Here is a 17,641-nt window from a genome sequence, read left to right on the forward strand (position 1 = left end):
GGTGGGCATACTGGACGCGGACATAACGGGCCCCTCCATACCCGCCATGCTGGGGGTGACCCAAAGGCCCACCGCTTCCCCGGAGGGCTTGGTGCCCCCAAAGTCCCGCTTGGAGGTGTCGGTCATGTCCATAAACCTGTTCCTGGATGACCCCACCCAACCGGTGGTTTGGAGGGGGCCCATAATAGCCAACACCATCAAGCAGCTACAGCCAAGTCCTCTGGGGCAAGCTGGACACCCTCATAGTGGACCTGCCGCCGGGCACCGCCGACGCACCCCTCACGGTGATGCAGAGCCTGCCATTGGACGGCTTCGTGGTGGTGACATCCCCCCAGTGCCTGGTGGGCATGGTGGTGGAAAAGGCCATGCACATGGCAAAGATGCTTAACGTGCCCATATTGGGGCTGGTGGAGAACATGGCCTACGCCCTGTGCCCCCGATGCGGCGAGAAGATCCAGCTCTTCGGCGACGGAGGGCTGGAAGAGATATCCCAAAGGTGGCATGTCCCAAAGCTGGCAAGCCTCACCATGGATCCTAAAATATCCCGCCTGGCGGATTCGGGGCGCCTTGAGGATTACCACGACAAGGATGGGCTTGAGCCGCTGGTGGAGGGATTCTTGAAGAGCCTGGAGGGGTAACCTCAATGCCATAGCCTATCCAAGGGCCCCCTTATGGGAGGCCCTTTATCCTTTATGTTCAATCCTAAAACACTCCTAATGGCCTAAGCCGCATCACCTGCCACCAGTAGGATCCCGCGGCCTTCCTCCTCTTTACTCCACGTCCAGCCTTGGGGGTTGATTTTGGGGCCGATAACAATATAATGATAATCAATATCACTAACAGGGAGGGATGCCCATGCCTGGAATGGATGGGACCGGACCGATTGGACCAAGGGGACGGTGGTTTTGCCGGCAAGGACCAGGCCTGTGCCGCATCGGAAGGGGCCTTGGAGGTGCGGGGTTGGCGGAAGGGGCTGGACCTAAGGGCCTTGGAATACTAAGCAGGCTCAAAGCCCTGGAGGAACAGGTCATGGAGCTCAAGGGGATGTGCCAGGGAACAAGCGGCGAAGCCGATCGCTGAAGGAGGGGCCATTGGAAGATGAAGATAGCCATACCGGTAGAGGGACAAAACCTGTGCCGCCACTTCGGACATGCCCCCCACTTCCTGGTGGCCACAACGGAGGGCAGCGAGGTTACAGCCAAGGAGCTGCTGGACAACCCAGGACATGAGATGGGTCGCATCCCGGCGTGGCTCGCCGAGATCGGCGTTAGGGCCGTCATAAGCGGCGGCATGGGGGAACGGGCGGTTAACCTCCTAAGGTCCAAGGGGATAGAGGTATACCTTGGGGTAACGGGCCCCGCCGAACTGGCCCTTGAGATGTTCCTCAACGGGAAGCTCAAGGGAGGGGAGAGCCTTTGCTCCCACCAGTTAGGACATCAAGAGCAATGCGGACACGGGGGAGAAGGGTGCTCCCACTAGGACGAGAGCCCTTGCGGGTGGCGGTTCTAAGCGGCAAGGGGGGCGCCGGCAAGACCAGTTTTTCCTCCGCCATGGCGCTCTCCCACCCGCTGGGCCGTCCCGTGGCGACCATAGACTGCGACGTGGAGGAGCCCAACCTGGCGCTGTTGCTCCAGGAGCCCCAGACAATCAACGACGCCCCCGAGGAGCCCATGGCGGCTACCATCCCCTTTCCCACGGTGGACCCGGAAAGATGCTCCCGATGCGGCGTCTGCTCCAAAACCTGTAATTTCGGAGGGGTCTTCTGCTTTGGAGGATCACTTCCCACCTTCAACCACCTATGCCACGGCTGCGGCGCCTGCGTCATCGCCTGTCCCAACGGGGCGCTGCGGGAGACCGAACGGCAGCTGGGAATCATACGACGGGGCAGGATCGCGAAAGGCAGGGGTACGCTCATCGAAGGGCGCCTCACGGTTGGGATGCCCAATCCAGTCCCGGTGATAGACCTCACGTTGAAAGTCGGGCTCTTCGAAGGCCTGGATTCGGTGATAGACGCTCCTCCCGGGGTATCCTGTCCCACCGTGGCGGTTTTAAGACATGCCAACGCGGTGATACTGATAATGGAGAACACCCCCTTCGGCAGGGCGGACGGCCAGGCGGCGGCCCAGCTCATCAGGGACCTTGGGAAACCGGGGGCCCTTGTAATAAACCGCTCGGGCATCATCGACGAGGAACCGCTGGAAGGCATCCTGGCAGAGCTTCCCCTCATAGCCACGCTGCCGTTCTCACGGGATGTGGCGGCGGGTTCCGCCAGGGGCATCCCGCCGGCCGCCTTAGACCGCCGCTGGGCCCAAGCGGCCAGGTCCGCCTGGGATTGGGCTATGGGGGTGTTCAGGTGAAGCCGAAGGAGGTAGCGGTTCTAAGCGGCAAGGGGGGAACCGGCAAGATCACCGTCACCGCGGCGCTGGCAAAGGCCCTAAGGGGAATGTGCGTCATATGCGACGCCGACGTGGACGTGCCAGACCTATGGATACTGCTCAAACCGGCCATAAAAGCCGAAGAGCCCTTCATGGGGGGCAAAAAGGCCTTCATCAAAAGCCCCCCTGCGACGACTGCGGGATTTGCGCTTCCCATTGCCGCTTTGATGGGATCCTCGTCGATAACGGCAGGGTAAAGATCGACCACATGAGATGCAATGGCTGCGGGGTCTGCTCCATAGTGTGCCCCAAGGGGGCGGTGGAACTACTGCCATCCGAACAGGGGCTGATCTTCGAGAGCGAAACCGACCTGGCCCCCATGTTCCACGCCAGGCTGAAGCCAGGGGTGGAGAACTCCGGAAGGCTTGTGCAGGCCATAAGGGACAGGGCCAGGATCTCTGGCAGGGAGCTGGGGAAGGATTGGATATTAATATTAATCGACGGCCCACCGGGCATAGCCTGCCCCGCCATATCCGCCCTTACGGGAGCCTCCATGGGGTTGATCGTGGCGAAACCCTCCATGAGCGGCGTCCACGACCTAAGGCGCATCCTTGAGACCGCAAGGCAGCTCAGGGTCCCCTGCGCGGCGGTCATAAATCGATGGGACCTCTCAAAAGAAGGTTCCATGGACATACGACGGGTATGCCAAGAGGCCGGCTGCCCTATCCTTGGGGAGATACCCTTTATGCCCCAGGTGGTCAAAGACCTGGCCATGGGCAGGATACCCGCCATCCAAGAGGATGTCATGGAAAGGATGCTCTTGGGGATTCACCACATGGCCAACGGGCTTTGATTCAAAAAGGGCGATAAGCATGACAAAATACCCCGGCGGATGCGATTTACCCATGTCCGCCGGGGCGTTTTTAAGGAAACCACTCATCCTGCCCTCTGTTGAATCCCCGCTTCCTCCTACCATCTGGGCCTACGCTTTTACTAGCACTCCACCCGGAACACGCTGTCTATTATGGTGCCGTCCCGGTACTCCACAAGGGCCACCACCCGGGAACCGTCAACCTCAACCTCCTCGGGCACGCCGGTCAGGGCCTCCACCTCCTCCTTCAGCTCCCTTATGTCCTTCACCTCAAGACCCGCTCTCCTGCACCTCTCCTCCAGGTCCTTCCTCCTCGGGTTCACGCACACCCCACGCTCCGTCACCACCACGTCCACCGTCTCCCCGGGGGTCACCACGCTGCCAGCCCTATCCCTCACCGACGGCACCCCTCCCCTAAACGACGGCAGCACCACCACCGACAGCTTCGATCCCGCCGCCGTGTCGCAGTGCCCTCCAGACGCTCCTCTCAACACTCCATCGTGGCCCGTAAGCACGTTCACGTTAAACTCCACGTCCACCTCCAGCGCCGCCAACACCACCACGTCCAAACCGTGCACCACGCACCCACGGTTCAGCGGGTTCGCGTACCACGACTGGTCTATCTCCACGTGGCTTGAGTTCCTCAGCAGCGAACCCGTCACCGACGCGTCAAAACTCTGCACGTCGTACAAAACCTTGAACAAACCCTCCTCCAGCATCGACGCCATGTAACCCGTCACGCCTCCGCAACCGAAGCTGCCTACTATACCCTTCTCCCTCATGTAATCCCTCACGTAACGGGCCACCGCAAGGCTCGCCCCTCCAGCTCCAACCTGAAACGAAAAACCCTCCTCCAAAAGCCCAGACGCCAATATCACACGAAAGGCGTCACGGGCTATCTTCAAGTCCACCGGATTTCGGGTTATCCTCGCCGCACCCGTGGCTATCTTCCTGGGATCTCCAAGGCTATCCACCACAAGCACCTGGTCCACAAGATATTGGGGCACCGATATATGCCCCAACGGCTCCTCCGAAAGCTGGTCCGTCACCGCCACCACGTGCCCGGCGTAACGGGCGTCCAGCTGGGCGTATCCCAGCGAACCGCACGCAGACTTCCCCATCACGCCGGTGAAGTTCCCTGATCGGTCGCAAAGGGGGGCCCCAAGAAACGCCACGTCTATCGATATGCTGCCCTCCTCCACCGCCCGAGCCCTGCCTCCGTGGCTGTGGATCAACACCGGAACTTCCACCTCGCCTCGGCTTATGGCCCTGCCAACCTCACCCCTCACTCCGGAGGTGTGGATCTTCCTCACCACTCCTTCCCTCACGTACCTCGCCACTTCGTCGTGGGCATCGGTGAGAGAACTGGGCGCCAGCACCAGATCCCTTATCCCCATCTCCCGGCAGGCCTCCAGAACGGGGCACAGTATCCGGTCGCCATTCCTCAAGTGATGGTGGAACGACACCGTCATGCCGCTCTCAAGGCCGCTCCTCCTTATGGCCTCCTTAAGATCCCAGGTGACCTTCTCCCGAACCTTGCCAAAACCCCTAAGAGGCGGACAACGCCTCTGCCTCTCCTCACCAACGCAGCCCCAGGGGCCCTCGTAGGGCCTCAGCTTCCCTATCCCTTGCGCCTCCTCGGGCACCAGCCGGCCTATGGAGTTCCTCATAAGCTTCATATGGAACCCTCCCGCATCTCCCAGAGCCTAAGGGTGTTCATGGCGCGCCTTACCACCGGAGCGTCCACCATCCGGCCGCCCACAGACACCACTCCCTTCCCCTCCGCCTCCGCCGCCCGGGCGGCCTCCACTATCCTCTCAGCACGCCTTACCTCTTCCTCCTCCGGCACGAAGGCCCGGTGAATCCACTCTATCTGGCTGGGGTGGATCGCCGCCTTCCCAGTGAAACCAAGACCCACAACCCTACGGGTCTCCTCTAAAAGTCCCTCATGGTCCTCCACGTCGGCGTACACCGTGTCGAACGCCTCTATCCCCAAACTCCGAGCCGCCATGGCCACATGGGAACGGGCCACGAAAAGCTCCCATCCCTCCTTGCTCTTGGTCACCCCCATGTCCGCCGTGAGGTCCTGGCCGCCCAGCGTCAAGGCCGTCACCCTGGGGCAGCTCATGCCTATCTCCCGGGCCCTCAACACACCTTCCGCGGTCTCCAGCATGGCGTGGATCTTCACGGTCCCCACCTCCAAACCGTGCTCCTCCTCTATGGCCCCCATCAGACGGTCCGCCAAAAGCACGTCCTCCGGGCCAGAACACTTGGGAAGCCTCACCGCGTGAGGACTTAAGGGCAACACCGCCCTTAGGTCCTCCTCGAAGAACTCCGTGTCCGCTCCGTTCACCCTCACAGTCACCACCAGATCCCCGAAGTCCAGGGCCCTTAAAAACTCCACCACCAGATCCCTGGCGGCGTCCTTCTCCGAAAGGGCCACCGCGTCCTCCAGGTCCAGCAGCACGCTGTCCGCCCCAAACCGGGCGCAGTGCTGCAGCATTCCAGGACTGTTGCCGGGCACGTAAAGCATGGACCTAACGGGCCTCATGGGAAGCTCCCCCCAAAACCGCCCGCCTTACGGCGGTCCTAAGCCGGGCCCGAAGGGTGCACATGAGGGCCCCCTGGTCCTGTATCTCCACCGCGGCGCACACCCCAGCCTCCCTTAGGGCCTCCTCCGCCATGCGGCGGGTCCTCTCGGGATAAAGCCTGGCGCACACCCCCCTTAAAACCACCCGAACCTCCTCGGAGGGATACACCCTCACCAGGCAGTCCGACGACTCCAACGTACCGGCGCTGGACTCAAATACCACAACCAAAACACAACACCCCCATAAAAGGCGCGGCGGGGGCTAAACCCGCCGCCGTGACTTAAAAGTTACCAGCTGGTAAAAAATGGATGCATTGCTCCACCACATCCAATCAAGGATGACTTCAATCGATCTCCGGCTCTGCCAGCTTCTGCCCCTTTCTAGCGGCACGCCAGTCGGATATGAAGGGCCAGGCCAAGGAGAGCAGCGCCGCCAAAAGGAGTCCGACACATATCCAAGACCGGAAGAACACCCCCATGGATCCGTTGGATATCATTAGGGACTGCCGGAATGAGGACTCCATGGAGGCTCCCACCACAGACGCCAGGATCAGCGGGGCGGTGGGCACCTTAAATTTTTTCATAAGGTAGCCTGTTATGCCGAGGATGACCAAGAGGTAGAAATCCACGAGGCTGAAGTTTATCGTGTAAACCCCAAGGAACGCCAACACAACCACCAAGGGATAGAGGATCCTGGGCGGCACCGCCAGAACCCTGACCAAAGCCCCAGCAAGGGGGATGTTAATGAGGGCACATACCACGTTCCCCAAGAACATGCTGGCGATGATACCCCACGCCACATCGGGATGCTGTTCGAAGAGCAAAGGCCCGGGCTGAAGGCCTAAGATCAACAAAGCTCCCAACATTACCGCGGTGGTTCCAGAACCGGGGACCCCAAGGGTCATCATTGGGATGAGGGCGCCGACAGAGCAAGCGTTGTTCGCCGCCTCGGGGGCCGCCAGCCCCTCAATGGCTCCCTTGCCGAACTCCTCTGGGTGCTTGGATATCTGCTTCTCGTTGTTATAAGCCATTAGGGCCGCGATGGTTCCCCCTGCTCCAGGCAGGACCCCTATCAAAAAGCCCACCGGGGTCTGGCGGAGTATCGGGCCTATGCTTCGCTTCCATTGTTCCATGGATATCCATATCCTGCCGAATTTTGTTTGAACCGGCTTTGACGTCTTGTCCGCAATGTGTTCGAAGTTCACGAAGACTTCGCTGATGCCGTATATTCCTATGATCACAACCACGAAATCTATACCCATCTGAAGCTCTTGGGAACCAAATGTAAAGCGGGGAACGCCGGATTGAAAATCCAAGCCAACGGTGGTTATCATCAACCCCAGGACCAGGGATATTATCCCCTTAAGGATGGTACCCTTCGATATCGCAGCGGTGGCGGCCAGGGCAAAAATCATGAGGCAGAAGTACTCTGGGGGGCCAAATCGCAGGGCAAACCTGGCAACCGGCAACGCCACCATCACGAAGGCTATGGTTGAAAGCAACCCGCCTATGAACGATGCAATGGCGGAGATGGCGAGGGCCGCTTCGGCCTGCCCATTGCGGGCCATTGGATAGCCGTCAAAGCAGGACGCCACCGCCGCACCATCACCGGGCACGTTAAGCAGTATGGCGCTCCTTGAGCCACCGAACATGGCCCCATAGTATATGGCGCTCATGGCGATGAGGGCGGTATCGGGACGCATCCCAAAGGTCATTGGCAGCAACAGGGCTATCCCAGTGGACGGCCCCAGCCCGGGCAACATTCCCAACACGGTCCCTAATGCGGACCCTATCACCAGCCACACTAGATTCAAGGGGGTCATGGCGACGGAAAAGCCGTGAATAAGATTGTTCAGTATATCCGTATCCACTTCCCCCTCTAAGGCAAGTTAATCTGAAACAGCTTCACAAAGGTGTACCATGCTCCGGCGGTAAAGGCGGCGGAAATGACCAAGTTAAGCTTCCAGCTCTTAATGCCGTTTACCATGAACAGCATGGCTCCAAGGAACAGGGCGGTGGAGGGGACAAAACCTATCCTCTCGAACATCGCAGCATAGACGACACAGGCCGCCGAAGTGCCGGCTATCAGCCTGAGGCTGGAGGGATTGAAATGGACCATCGAGGTGCCCCCCGAGGGCTTAAGGCCCTTCCTCACCTCCAAGAGCACCAGGATCCCGCCCAGGGCAACCATCAACAACCCCAACCCTATGGGGAAATAGAGTGGAGCCCATGGGTTGCCCACCATGGCCTTGGGGAGCATGAAGGCCTGGATCGTGTAGACCACACCGATTAAGATCGCAGCAGAACCTACCCAAAGGTTGGGCCGCATATATACCACTCCTCCGAAGGATCTGGTAACCGAAAGGGCGGCAAAAGCCTGCATGCCGCCCTTCTCATCGCAGACGGGGGAATCCACCGCCTTACTTCAGGATACCCACCTCGTCCAAGAGGACCTTGTACTCCTCGTTGGCCTTGTCCAGGAACTTAGCGAAGCTCTCGGGCCCCATGTAGACGGGAGTCCAACCGTTGCGGACCACGATCTCCTTCCATTCCGGGGTCTTGACCATCTTGGAAAGTGCATCATCAAGGTACTTAACCGCGTAGTCCGGCATGTTCTTAGGGCCAAATATGCCGCGCCAGTTGATGAACTCGGCGTTTATCCCGGACTCCTTCAATGTCGGGACCGTCATGAGGGGTCCCTTCTTAACCCGGCTGGGGGCGGTTATGGCCAAGACCCTTATGTCTCCTGACTGCATGGGCCCTACGGTCTCTGCCATCCCGGTGGAAAGCAGGTCAATGTGTCCTCCCATGAGGGCGGCCATGCCCTCTCCTCCCTGGAAGGCAATGTACTGAATGGCTTTGAGGTTCTTTACCCCTGCGGCCTTAGCGGCGGTAAGGAACTGTATGTGATCCATGCTGCCCATGGCGGAAGTACCGCCTATCTTGACACTCTTGGGATCCTTCTTGAGGGCCTCCATTACTTCCTTGATGTTGTGATATTTGGAGTTCTTTGGTACCGCGAAGGCACCGAAGTCGTTGATAAGCATCGCAATGGGAGTCACGTCCTTGTAACCGAAGGGGGAAGCACCGGTAAGATGTATGAGGAGCAACGGAGGGGAATACACGGCTATCGTATCATCCCTGCCGGCCTTCTTCTGAAGGTAAGCCAACGCCACACCGCCGCCACCGCCGGGCTTGTTTACCACCGGCATTGGCACTGGGACTATCTTCTTCTCCACCAACACCTTGGTGACCATCCTCATGGTGGTGTCCCATCCTCCACCGGGGCCAGCGGGGGCTATACACTCAAAGGGCCTGGTGGGATACGCCGCAAAGGCGGATCCTACGAGGAAGGAAACGGCTACCAGAGAAAAAAGCGAGACAAGCAAAAACCTGCGCACCGCCTTACTCATAAACTACCCCTCCTTCTGCTATTTCCATGACTGCTTAATAAACCCCAAAGACATCCTGCGTAGCAAAAACGCAAAGACCCGAATCATGCACCACCTCCCCCATAAAGTTGGGCTACGATTCAAGCTTTTAATCAGCCTTAGGTACCCTGAAGCTCCTAAGGTAAGCCTCCAAGCCGCCTCGAACATGCTTCCGCGTCAGGGCCTCCGCCCTTTCGGCGTCCCGGTCTCTTATTGCCTCAAATATCATCCGGTGCTCCCTGTAAACCTCCTCCCGCCTGGAAGGGTTCCCCATGGTAACCCGCCTGAAACGCTCCAGGTAAGCCATGTAGGTGTTGATGATCTGGACCAGCCTTGGCATATGGGAGGCCTCTATCAGAAGCTGGGAAAACCTCTGGTTCGCCTCGAATAACTCCGCCGGATCCGCGCCATCCCCCAGGGCAGCCAAGCGCTCTACCTCTTCCAAGGCCTCGCCGATGATGGCAATCTCCTGGTCGCTGGCGTTCTTCACCGCCTGAACCGCCGCCAGGGCCTCCAGCGCCTCTCTTATGGTGTATATCTCCACTATGTCCGCCTCGGAAAAGCCCTTAACCACCGCGCCCTTACGGGGCTGGTACTCCACGAGCCCCTCCGCCTCCAGCTTTCTTATGGCCTCGCGGACCGGCATCCGGCTTACGTTCAGTCTTTCGCTGAGTTCACCCTCCACGAGCCTCTCTCCAGGACGCATTGCCCCATCCAGGATCGCCTGGCGCAGGGTCTCATAGACCACATCCCTTATGGGGGTCATCATGCTCGGATCGATCGATCGAAGAACCGCTTCCACTGGAACACCTCCATGTGTATCCGGGATCCAATATCCAAGATCCTAAGGCGTAATCTAAACCCTTAAACATCACATGTCAACACGAAAAAGATTAAACTTTCAGGTCAATCGGATCCCAACACCCCCCCCACCAAAGGCACGAACCTGCACAGGTCCTCCCACCTCTCCTCCATCGTCCCACCCTCCAGCCTCACCACCAACACCCTCTGAAGCCCTCCCCCAACGTTCACAGGAGCCACCAGGATCCCAGGATCCAGAAGAAGTCCCTCCAAAAGCCTATCCACGTCCTCCCTGGAACAGGCGGCGGATATTAGAACCCTGGGGAACCTCCCAAGACCCAGGGAAGGATCCAACCCGTCCCCATGCACCACCTCCACCGACAACCCCATCTCCCCAAGAACCCGCCGAGACAACTGAGCCAGCTCCCCTATCCTCTCAACACCGGTCACCTGACAGCCCAAAAGGGCCAAAACCGCGCACTGATACCCGCAGCCGCTGCCCACCTCCAAAACCCTCATCCCCGGAGCAACCGATAAAAGGCAAGTCATGCGGGCCACCATGGAGGGCTGCGAAATCGTCTGCCCAAAACCTATGGGAAACGGAAAGTCCCCGTAGGCCTGCTCAAGGGCCCCTGGATCCCCCTCCTCCGCCTCCTCCCTAAGAACGCCTATGAAACGGTGCCTGGGCAAACTCCCTATGGCCGAAAGTATCAACGGATCCCCACATCCCCCCCGGCGGACCTCCTCCGCCAGGCGGGCGGCCCAGGTCTTCCACATTTAACCCACCCCCTTGTTTTTTGATATATTATCCTTCAAAAGCAACGGAGGGGGTGTGGCGGTTGCTCGAGAAGGTAGACCTGAACAGAAAGCTGTCCAAAGAGGAGTTCAAGTCCATATGGCCCAAGGTGAGGGATGAGCTCGGCATGGCCCAGCGGAGGGCCAAGGAGCTCGGTATACCGGTGATGATCGTCTTCGAAGGCTGGGACGGGGCGGGAAAGGGAACCCTCATGAACGAGCTGATCCAAGCCCTTGACCCCCGGGGCTTTGAGGTCCATAACGTGAAAGGCGACCAGGAGCCCCTGTGGCCTCCGATGAGATACTTCTTTCAAATCACGCCCCCCAGGGGCAAGATAGGGATATACAACCGAAGCTGGTACAGCCGGATACTGGGCGGGGACGAGTCGGACAAGACCTTGGCGGAGATAACCTCCTTCGAGAGACAGCTGGCCCAGGACGGATACTGCATAATAAAGCTCTTCCTCCACATATCCAAGAAGGAGCAGAAAAAACGGCTCAAGGCCCTGGAGGAAAACCCCGCCACCGCTTGGAGGGTCACCCCACAGGACTGGGAAAACCACAAGCGATACGAAAAGACCGCCCAGACGGTGGAACGAATGATACGCCAAACCGACAAGGGACATGCCCCCTGGATCCTGGTGGAGTCCCACCAGAAGGAGTACGCCGCCGTCAAGATAGGTCAGAGCGTGCTGGAGCACATCTCATCCGCCATAAAGAGGGCCGAGGCGGAGAAGGAGATCACCCCCGCCAGGTTCTCGGGCCTTGGCCTGCACAAGGACACCAGGACCTCCATCTTCAGGACGTTGAACATGGATCTCACCCTCTCGGAGGAGTCCTACCGGAAGGAACTCAAGTCCTGCCAAACCCGCCTCAGGGAGATTCAGTACTCCCTCTACAAGCTGCGCAAGCCCCTGGTGATAGTCTTCGAGGGGATGGACGCGGCGGGCAAGGGGGGCTGCATAAAGAGGCTCACCCAGAACCTGGACCCCAGGGGATACCAGGTGGTGCCAACGGCGGCTCCAAACGACTGGGAAAGGGCCCACCACTACCTCTGGCGCTTCTGGAACTCCTTCCCCAAGGGAGGACACATAGGGGTCTACGACCGAAGCTGGTACGGACGGGTGCTGGTGGAGCGCATAGAGGGCTTCTGCTCGGAGCCCGAGTGGCGCAGGGCTTTCGGGGAGATAAACGAGATGGAGGGCCAGTGGGCGGACTTCGGGGCAGTGATCATAAAGTTCTGGCTCCACATCACCCAGGAGGAACAGCTCCGAAGGTTCAAGGAGCGGCAGGAAAACCCCCTCAAACAGTGGAAGATCACCGAGGAGGACTGGCGGAACCGGGAGAAGTGGGACCTCTACGAGGAAGCGGCGGAGGAGATGTTCATGAGGACCAGCACCCCCGACGCCCCATGGGTCCTGGTGGAGGGAAACTGCAAGCGCTTCACCAGGATAAAGGTCCTCAAAGAGGTGATAAAAGCGGCGGAGTCAAAGCTCAAGCTCTAGGGGGCATCTGCTACTTTAAACTTAAAAAACCGCCCTGGGCGGATGGGCAAAACCCTCCGCCCAGGGCATGGGCCTTAAGCTCCAGCCAAACTTCCGTCCTACACCCCAGATCCCGCCAGGGAAAGGGCGAGGTCCAAAACCCCGTTCCCGTCCATGGCGCCGTAAAGCCTCGTGTCTATTACCTCCACCGGCACGCCATCCCTCACCGACCGGCGTACCTCCTCCAGCATGTACCTAGCCTGGGGCCCCAACAGGACCACATTGGCATCCTCCGTGAGATCCCTCATGTCCGACGTGGAGACCGCCTCTATGTCCGCCCTTATCCCCCGCTCATCCGCCGCCTTCCTCATCTTGCTGACCAAAAGGCTGGTGGACATGCCGGCAAAACACACCAGCACTATCTTCAAGCCGCTCACCCCCTAACAAGGCCTATCATCCGCTTTAGGAGCCCCTCGTCCAGCGGGCCATCGGGGCTGCCGCCGGCCCTCACGGAACGTCCAAGGTGCACCCACCGGACACCGGTCCTATCTATAACCTTCCGGACGTTGCCCTGGGTTATGCCTCCCCCGGCCATCACCCTAACCCCCTCAAGGACCTCCGCCATGCGCCTTATCCTGTCCAGGTTGCCCTCTATGGGTCCCGCCCCGCCGGAGGTCAACAGATCCGTCACCCCGGGGAAATCCCTGAGGGCCTCCGCCGCCGACACCGGGTCCGGAAGCTGGTCTATGGCCCGGTGGAACGTGAAGTCCAAGGAGGGACACCAGGACAGGGCCTGCTCCAGGGCCTTGAGGTCCACCCCGCCGTCTCGGGTAAACCCCATCACCAGCCCCCTGGCCCCCGCCTCCAGGGCGGACAGGGAAAGACGCTTCATCTCGTCCATCTCGCCGGGGGAGTACTCAAAAACACCGGCCCTAGGACGGATCATGACGTTCACCGGTATGCCAACCCTCCGCGCCGCAAGGGCCACCTGCTCCATGTCAGGGCTCAAGCCCCCCGCCGCCAGGTCCCTAACGAACTCAACCCTGTGAGCGCCGCACCGCTCCGCCAACTCCGCCTCCTCCGGGGACGTTACTATAACCTCAACGAACAACTAAGATCCAGCCTCCTCTTCCTGGGCCCTCTTACGATCCGATATCTTTATGAAGGGATACCAGATGAGCATCACCACCAGGATGTCCACGAGCTGCAGAACCGCCCCGGACACGCTGCCGGTTATGAGGAACCCCTGTATTATGGGCGGCGTGGTCCAGGGAAGCACCACGCCGGTGGGCTTTGCCACCAGCCCCAGGGCCATGGCGTAGTAGTTGATCACCGTTATGGCCACGGGCCCCAACACCAAGGGTATCATGTTAAGGGGATTAAGCACCACCGGAAGGCCGAACATTATGGGCTCGTTTATGTTGAAAAGCCCAGGCAGCAGCGACACCTTGGCAAGCTCCTTGTACTGCCTTGACCGGGACCTTATCAGCAGCAGCACCACCACCGCCAGGGTGGCGCCGGCTCCCCCTATCCACACCAGGTCGAAGAACTGCTCGGTTATTATGTTGGGAGACACCCGTCCCGCCTCTATGGCCGCCAGGTTCGCCTCCTGCAGGGGAACCCAGAAGGGCCTCATGATGCCGTTCACTATGGTGCCGCCGTTCAAACCCACGCTCCAAAGAAGGCTTATGGAGAACACGGTGCCTATGGCCCCCAAGACGTTGTTGGCCACCATCTTCTGCATGGGAATCGACACCAAATCGTAGACGAACTGGTGCACGTTCCCGTAGGGGGTCCCTAAGAAGACCAGCCTTATGAAAAGCATCGCCGACACTATGCAAAAACCGGGCAGGAGGGCGGAAAACGCCCTGGACACCGCCGGAGGCACCCCTTCGGGCATGCGGATCACTATGTTCCTCTGGATGAAGAACCTGAACAGCTCCGTCACCAGGATGGCCAGGAGTATGGCCACCAAAACGCCGTTGGTGCCGTACCAGCCCCCCACGGTTATCACCCGGTTCACCGTCACGGCGGACCCGTTCACGTCCACGGTGGTGGATATGGGGGATATCAACACGAAGGACGCCAACGACAACGCCCCCACGGACAGGGCGTCCAGCTTGTAAGACTGGGCCAGCTTATAGGCCACGAAGGACACCACGTACAGGGACATCAGATCGTAGGTGGCCCGCTTAGGTAATATTATAAACTGGTTAAACCCTTCGCCGAAGAGCTTGGCCTGAAGCTCCTGCCAGCCCGGGGCGGGGAAGTCCTGTATTATTATGAAAAGGGACCCTATTATCAGGAACGGCATGAAGGCTATGAAACCGTCCCTGATGGCCGCCAGGTGCCGCTGGCCCGCCACCCTCACCGCCCAAGGGGCAAAACGGTTCTCCAAGAACTCCTGTACCCTGTTCATCCCAAATCTCCCTCCCTCTCAGGTTATAGCCCTTTCCGGCCTGGAAGCCCAGCTCACTCAAAAGACCTCCTCCGGCGGAAGGGTGAGCCGCCTTTGGTAGGCTTCCATCCACTTGGGCGACGCCTCCTCCACCGAAACCCCTCCGTTCCCCTCCGATGGACGGGCTATGTAAACCTTAGGGTCCCTGGAGTTAGAAGCCCACGCGAAGGAGAACTCCACGTTGGTGGCGACCCCTATGTCCCCCTTAGGGGAGCAGCATATTATGGACACCGCCCCCACCTTGCGGCCCTTGTCCCTAAGACGGGCCTCAAACTCCCTTAGCGCCCGCCTTGCGGCGTCATCCGCCGAAAGCCCCTCTCCCATGAGGCGAACCGTCTCGTAGGACAGGACCCCCTTCATGATGTCCTCCCCAAGGCCCGTGGCCACCGCAGCTCCCATGCGGCTGTCGCAATAAAGCCCGGAACCGCAAAGGGGAGAGTCCCCCACCCTTCCGGGGCGCTTCATGAAAAGGCCGCTGGTGGAGGTGGCGCAGGCCATGGACCCCTTGAGGTCCAGCGCCACCACCCCCACGGTGTCGTGCCCGTCATAGGGGGAAAGGTTCTCCTCCATCACCTTGCGCCGCCTTATCTCGAAGGCCCTCTTAGCCCTTGGGGTAAGCATGTTCCGCATCTCGAAGAGCTCGACCCTGGCGAAGTCCTGGGCCCCCTGGCCCACCAGGAAGGTGTTGAAGCGCTCTGAGCTCAGCCGCCTTGCAAGCAGCACCGGGTTCTTAACGTCCCGTACAGCCCCCACGGCGCCGAAGTCCAAGGTGTCCCCGTCCATGAAAGCCGCGTCCAGCTCCACCTGGCACTCCCCGTTAGGAAGCCCCCCAAGCCCCACGGACTTGTAAAGGGGCTCGTCTTCCACCGCCTTCACCGCCTCTAAGACCGCGTCGCAAGCGCTTCCACCCTCTGCGAGTATGCGGCCCCCCACGGAAATCCCCTCCAAGCACATCCTCCAGGTGCCGCCTATCAGCCAACCTACAGGACCAGCCAGGCTCAACCCAAACCCCTCCCCTCATGGATGACCCGGTACAGGTTTATGATCTCCCCCACCAGGGGCTTGGCCAGCATGGCGTTCATAAGGTGGTCCTGGGCGTGCACCATGAGCATGGTCACGTTCACCTGATCACCCCTAGCCTCCCCAACGATGAGGGACGTCTGGACCTTGTGGGCCTCCACTATCAACGCCTCCGCCTGCTCCATCCTCTCAAGGGCGCCGTTGAAGTCCCCTCCCCTGGCGCAGGCGGCGGCCTCCATCATCCTGGAGAACGCATCCCCCGCCATGGAAATGATCTGAAAAACCGCCTTCTCCTCTCCTCCCAACCATATCCCCCCACGGGAAAGAACTTTAAAAAAATATAAAGGCCCCCCACAGGAGGCCTCAAACTCTCTTTTTCCTAACCCTTAGGAAGCCCAGGCGTGGACCCCACATGGACCTCAACGGGAGATAAAACATCCGAACAGCCGCTCCATAAACTCCCCATGGGACCTGCTTTTCAAAAGACGCCCCACAAGCCCGGGATCCTCAATAAGACGCCCCACCGCCTCGTAAAGGGCCCTGGCCTCTTCCCTGGCCCCCCTTCGGGGGGCGAAGAGCATCACCAGCCTAACCCGGTGGTCGCCCCACTGGACGGGGCGCCTTAAAATGCCCACCGCCACGGCGGACTCGAAGGCCTCCATCCGCACCGAATGGGGCACCGCCACCAGGTTGCCAAGGGAGGTGGGAAGCAGCCTCTCCCTCTCCAGAACCCCTTCCATGTAGCCCTTTGGCACAAGCCCCGCTTCCCACAGGAGCTTGGAGAGGATCTCTATGCTCTCCTCCGGGGAGCCAGCATCCATGGAGGGCACAAAAAGATCCTCCCGGAAGAGGCCCTTAAGCACGTCGGACAATCCTTTAAGCCTGGGCCTTACGAACAAAAGGTTCTCCAAGGCCTCCTGGTCCCGACGGTCGAAGAAGGGGGACACGTGCACCACCGGCACCCCCTCCACCTCCATGGGAACCGTGGAGACCACGCACTTAAGGTCCATCACCTTAAGAAGGGACCGTTGGGCAAACGAAAAAGGACCCAACAGCCTCACCCTGCCGCCGTAAAGGGCCTTGAGCTTATCCATGAGAAGCCCCGCGGAGGCCTCCCCGGAGGGGCACACCACCGCCAGCCCCATGCGACGCTCCTCCTCCCGGGCCATCCTCTCAAAGGCCCCTCCAAAGTGCATGGCCACAAATCCCGCCTCGTCCTCCTGAAACTCAAGGCCCGAAAGCCCCGACAGGTGCTTTAGGAACAGCACCGCCACCTCAAAGGTGAGGGGGTATCGGCGGCGAAGGTCCTCCAGCATAGGGTTCCTCACCCTATGGCCCGCCATGGCCCGGCGGCGTAGCATCTTCACGTGCAGCGCAAGGCCGGTAACCAGCCGGTCGTCCCCGGTGAAGTCAAACCCACACTCATCCTGAAGCCTCGCAAGGGCCCATTCGGTCAACGTAAGATAATAGGAGTCCTGAAAGGTCCTCAGCCTGTCCCTGTTCAGCTCCCCAGGGGACCTGCGGCGGAACAGGGAAATCAAACACCCAAGGTACCTAACGTCCGACTCATGAACCCCAAGGCCCAAGCCGTCTGCCACCAGGGCAAGGACCTCCCTGGCCATCTCCAGGTCGTGGGGGGCAAGAAGCCAGAAGCCATCCTGCGAATCCTCCGGGAACATGCCCTCCGAGGACCTCAAGACCGAGAAGACCGCGCATATGAAAAGGTTCACCCTGTCCAGGTCCGAGAAACCCCGCCGCTCCGAAAGCACCTCCGACGCCTGGGCAAAGACCGCCTCAGGGGCCTCCATCCCAAGGG

20 protein-coding genes and 1 pseudogene are annotated in these 17,641 nt (G+C 60.0%); 7 read left to right on the forward strand and 14 right to left on the reverse strand.

Annotation, left to right across the window (positions count from 1 at the left end):
• The 6 genes and pseudogenes from N2315_00900 to N2315_00925 all read left to right on the forward strand — a co-directional run bounded on the left by N2315_00900 (position 1) and on the right by N2315_00925 (position 3,228).
• A pseudogene (locus N2315_00900) lies at positions 1 to 638 on the forward strand (Mrp/NBP35 family ATP-binding protein).
• Positions 639 to 868: 230 nt separating this feature from the next.
• A complete protein-coding gene (locus N2315_00905) occupies positions 869 to 1,000 on the forward strand; it encodes a hypothetical protein (GenBank protein MCX7827755.1) in 132 nt (43 codons plus the stop codon).
• 98 nt (positions 1,001 to 1,098) lie between these two features.
• Positions 1,099 to 1,479, forward strand: a complete 381-nt coding sequence (locus N2315_00910) for a NifB/NifX family molybdenum-iron cluster-binding protein (protein ID MCX7827756.1) — start codon at positions 1,099 to 1,101, stop codon at positions 1,477 to 1,479.
• 17 nt (positions 1,480 to 1,496) lie between these two features.
• A complete protein-coding gene (locus N2315_00915) occupies positions 1,497 to 2,357 on the forward strand; it encodes a 4Fe-4S binding protein (protein MCX7827757.1) in 861 nt (286 codons plus the stop codon).
• A complete protein-coding gene (locus N2315_00920) occupies positions 2,354 to 2,632 on the forward strand; it encodes a P-loop NTPase (protein ID MCX7827758.1) in 279 nt (92 codons plus the stop codon). The genes N2315_00915 and N2315_00920 overlap by 4 nt, the downstream gene beginning before the upstream one ends.
• 11 nt (positions 2,633 to 2,643) lie before the next feature.
• Complete coding sequence (locus N2315_00925; GenBank protein MCX7827759.1) at positions 2,644 to 3,228, forward strand: hypothetical protein; 585 nt, start codon at positions 2,644 to 2,646, stop codon at positions 3,226 to 3,228.
• A 140-nt stretch (positions 3,229 to 3,368) separates the two neighbouring features.
• On the opposite strand, the gene citF is transcribed toward N2315_00925, so the two are convergent.
• The 8 genes from citF to N2315_00965 all read right to left on the reverse strand — a co-directional run bounded on the left by citF (position 3,369) and on the right by N2315_00965 (position 10,845).
• Positions 3,369 to 4,925 carry a citrate lyase subunit alpha gene (gene citF, locus N2315_00930; protein ID MCX7827760.1) on the reverse strand — a complete coding sequence of 519 codons (1,557 nt, stop codon included), beginning with the start codon at positions 4,923 to 4,925 and terminating at the stop codon, positions 3,369 to 3,371.
• Positions 4,922 to 5,797: a CoA ester lyase gene (locus N2315_00935; protein ID MCX7827761.1), complete on the reverse strand. Its 876-nt coding sequence runs from the start codon at positions 5,795 to 5,797 to the stop codon at positions 4,922 to 4,924. The genes citF and N2315_00935 overlap by 4 nt, the downstream gene beginning before the upstream one ends.
• Positions 5,784 to 6,059 carry a citrate lyase acyl carrier protein gene (locus N2315_00940; protein ID MCX7827762.1) on the reverse strand — a complete coding sequence of 92 codons (276 nt, stop codon included), beginning with the start codon at positions 6,057 to 6,059 and terminating at the stop codon, positions 5,784 to 5,786. The genes N2315_00935 and N2315_00940 overlap by 14 nt, the downstream gene beginning before the upstream one ends.
• Positions 6,060 to 6,180: 121 nt before the next feature.
• The gene (locus N2315_00945; protein ID MCX7827763.1) at positions 6,181 to 7,707 is read right to left on the reverse strand and encodes a tripartite tricarboxylate transporter permease; all 1,527 of its coding nucleotides are present in this window, start codon (positions 7,705 to 7,707) and stop codon (positions 6,181 to 6,183) included.
• 8 nt (positions 7,708 to 7,715) lie between these two features.
• Positions 7,716 to 8,252, reverse strand: coding sequence for a tripartite tricarboxylate transporter TctB family protein (locus N2315_00950; GenBank protein MCX7827764.1), 537 nt, complete (start codon positions 8,250 to 8,252; stop codon positions 7,716 to 7,718).
• A 4-nt stretch (positions 8,253 to 8,256) separates the two neighbouring features.
• Positions 8,257 to 9,249, reverse strand: coding sequence for a tripartite tricarboxylate transporter substrate binding protein (locus N2315_00955; protein MCX7827765.1), 993 nt, complete (start codon positions 9,247 to 9,249; stop codon positions 8,257 to 8,259).
• Between the two features lie 127 nt (positions 9,250 to 9,376).
• Positions 9,377 to 10,069 (reverse strand): GntR family transcriptional regulator, encoded by a 693-nt coding sequence (locus tag N2315_00960; protein ID MCX7827766.1) that lies wholly within the window; start codon positions 10,067 to 10,069, stop codon positions 9,377 to 9,379.
• Between the two features lie 104 nt (positions 10,070 to 10,173).
• Positions 10,174 to 10,845 (reverse strand): hypothetical protein, encoded by a 672-nt coding sequence (locus N2315_00965; protein MCX7827767.1) that lies wholly within the window; start codon positions 10,843 to 10,845, stop codon positions 10,174 to 10,176.
• Positions 10,846 to 10,907: 62 nt separating this feature from the next.
• Here N2315_00965 and pap point away from each other — a divergent pair, with 62 nt between their 5' ends.
• A complete protein-coding gene (pap, locus tag N2315_00970) occupies positions 10,908 to 12,368 on the forward strand; it encodes a polyphosphate:AMP phosphotransferase (GenBank protein ID MCX7827768.1) in 1,461 nt (486 codons plus the stop codon).
• A 98-nt stretch (positions 12,369 to 12,466) separates the two neighbouring features.
• On the opposite strand, the gene N2315_00975 is transcribed toward pap, so the two are convergent.
• From N2315_00975 to N2315_01000, 6 genes are all read right to left on the reverse strand, one after another.
• Positions 12,467 to 12,775, reverse strand: a complete 309-nt coding sequence (locus N2315_00975) for a PTS sugar transporter subunit IIB (protein ID MCX7827769.1) — start codon at positions 12,773 to 12,775, stop codon at positions 12,467 to 12,469.
• Between the two features lie 5 nt (positions 12,776 to 12,780).
• Positions 12,781 to 13,458 carry a hypothetical protein gene (locus N2315_00980; GenBank protein MCX7827770.1) on the reverse strand — a complete coding sequence of 226 codons (678 nt, stop codon included), beginning with the start codon at positions 13,456 to 13,458 and terminating at the stop codon, positions 12,781 to 12,783.
• Positions 13,459 to 14,766: a PTS cellobiose transporter subunit IIC gene (gene celB, locus N2315_00985; GenBank protein ID MCX7827771.1), complete on the reverse strand. Its 1,308-nt coding sequence runs from the start codon at positions 14,764 to 14,766 to the stop codon at positions 13,459 to 13,461.
• A gap of 57 nt (positions 14,767 to 14,823) precedes the next feature.
• Entirely contained in the window at positions 14,824 to 15,807 is a 984-nt protein-coding gene (locus N2315_00990) for a N(4)-(beta-N-acetylglucosaminyl)-L-asparaginase (GenBank protein ID MCX7827772.1), read from the reverse strand.
• On the reverse strand, positions 15,804 to 16,130 hold the full coding sequence (locus N2315_00995) for a PTS lactose/cellobiose transporter subunit IIA (GenBank protein MCX7827773.1): 327 nt from the start codon (positions 16,128 to 16,130) through the stop codon (positions 15,804 to 15,806). Before N2315_00995 ends, N2315_00990 begins: the two co-directional genes overlap by 4 nt.
• 114 nt (positions 16,131 to 16,244) lie before the next feature.
• On the reverse strand, positions 16,245 to 17,641 hold a 1,397-nt coding region (locus N2315_01000; protein ID MCX7827774.1), incomplete at its 5' end, for a PTS sugar transporter subunit IIA.

It is taken from the genome of Thermanaerothrix sp. (genome assembly GCA_026417795.1).
Lineage (GTDB): Bacteria > Synergistota > Synergistia > Synergistales > Synergistaceae > Thermanaerovibrio.

Coding starts and splice junctions, on each gene's coding strand:
- N2315_00925 (MCX7827759.1), top strand. CDS start 2,644: ATGAGATGCAATGGCTGCGGGGTCTGCTCCATAGTGTGCCCCAAGGGG.
- N2315_00935 (MCX7827761.1), bottom strand. CDS start 5,797: ATGAGGCCCGTTAGGTCCATGCTTTACGTGCCCGGCAACAGTCCTGGA.
- N2315_00905 (MCX7827755.1), top strand. CDS start 869: ATGGGACCGGACCGATTGGACCAAGGGGACGGTGGTTTTGCCGGCAAG.
- N2315_00955 (MCX7827765.1), bottom strand. CDS start 9,249: ATGAGTAAGGCGGTGCGCAGGTTTTTGCTTGTCTCGCTTTTTTCTCTG.
- celB (MCX7827771.1), bottom strand. CDS start 14,766: ATGAACAGGGTACAGGAGTTCTTGGAGAACCGTTTTGCCCCTTGGGCG.
- N2315_00910 (MCX7827756.1), top strand. CDS start 1,099: ATGAAGATAGCCATACCGGTAGAGGGACAAAACCTGTGCCGCCACTTC.
- citF (MCX7827760.1), bottom strand. CDS start 4,925: ATGAAGCTTATGAGGAACTCCATAGGCCGGCTGGTGCCCGAGGAGGCG.
- N2315_00965 (MCX7827767.1), bottom strand. CDS start 10,845: ATGTGGAAGACCTGGGCCGCCCGCCTGGCGGAGGAGGTCCGCCGGGGG.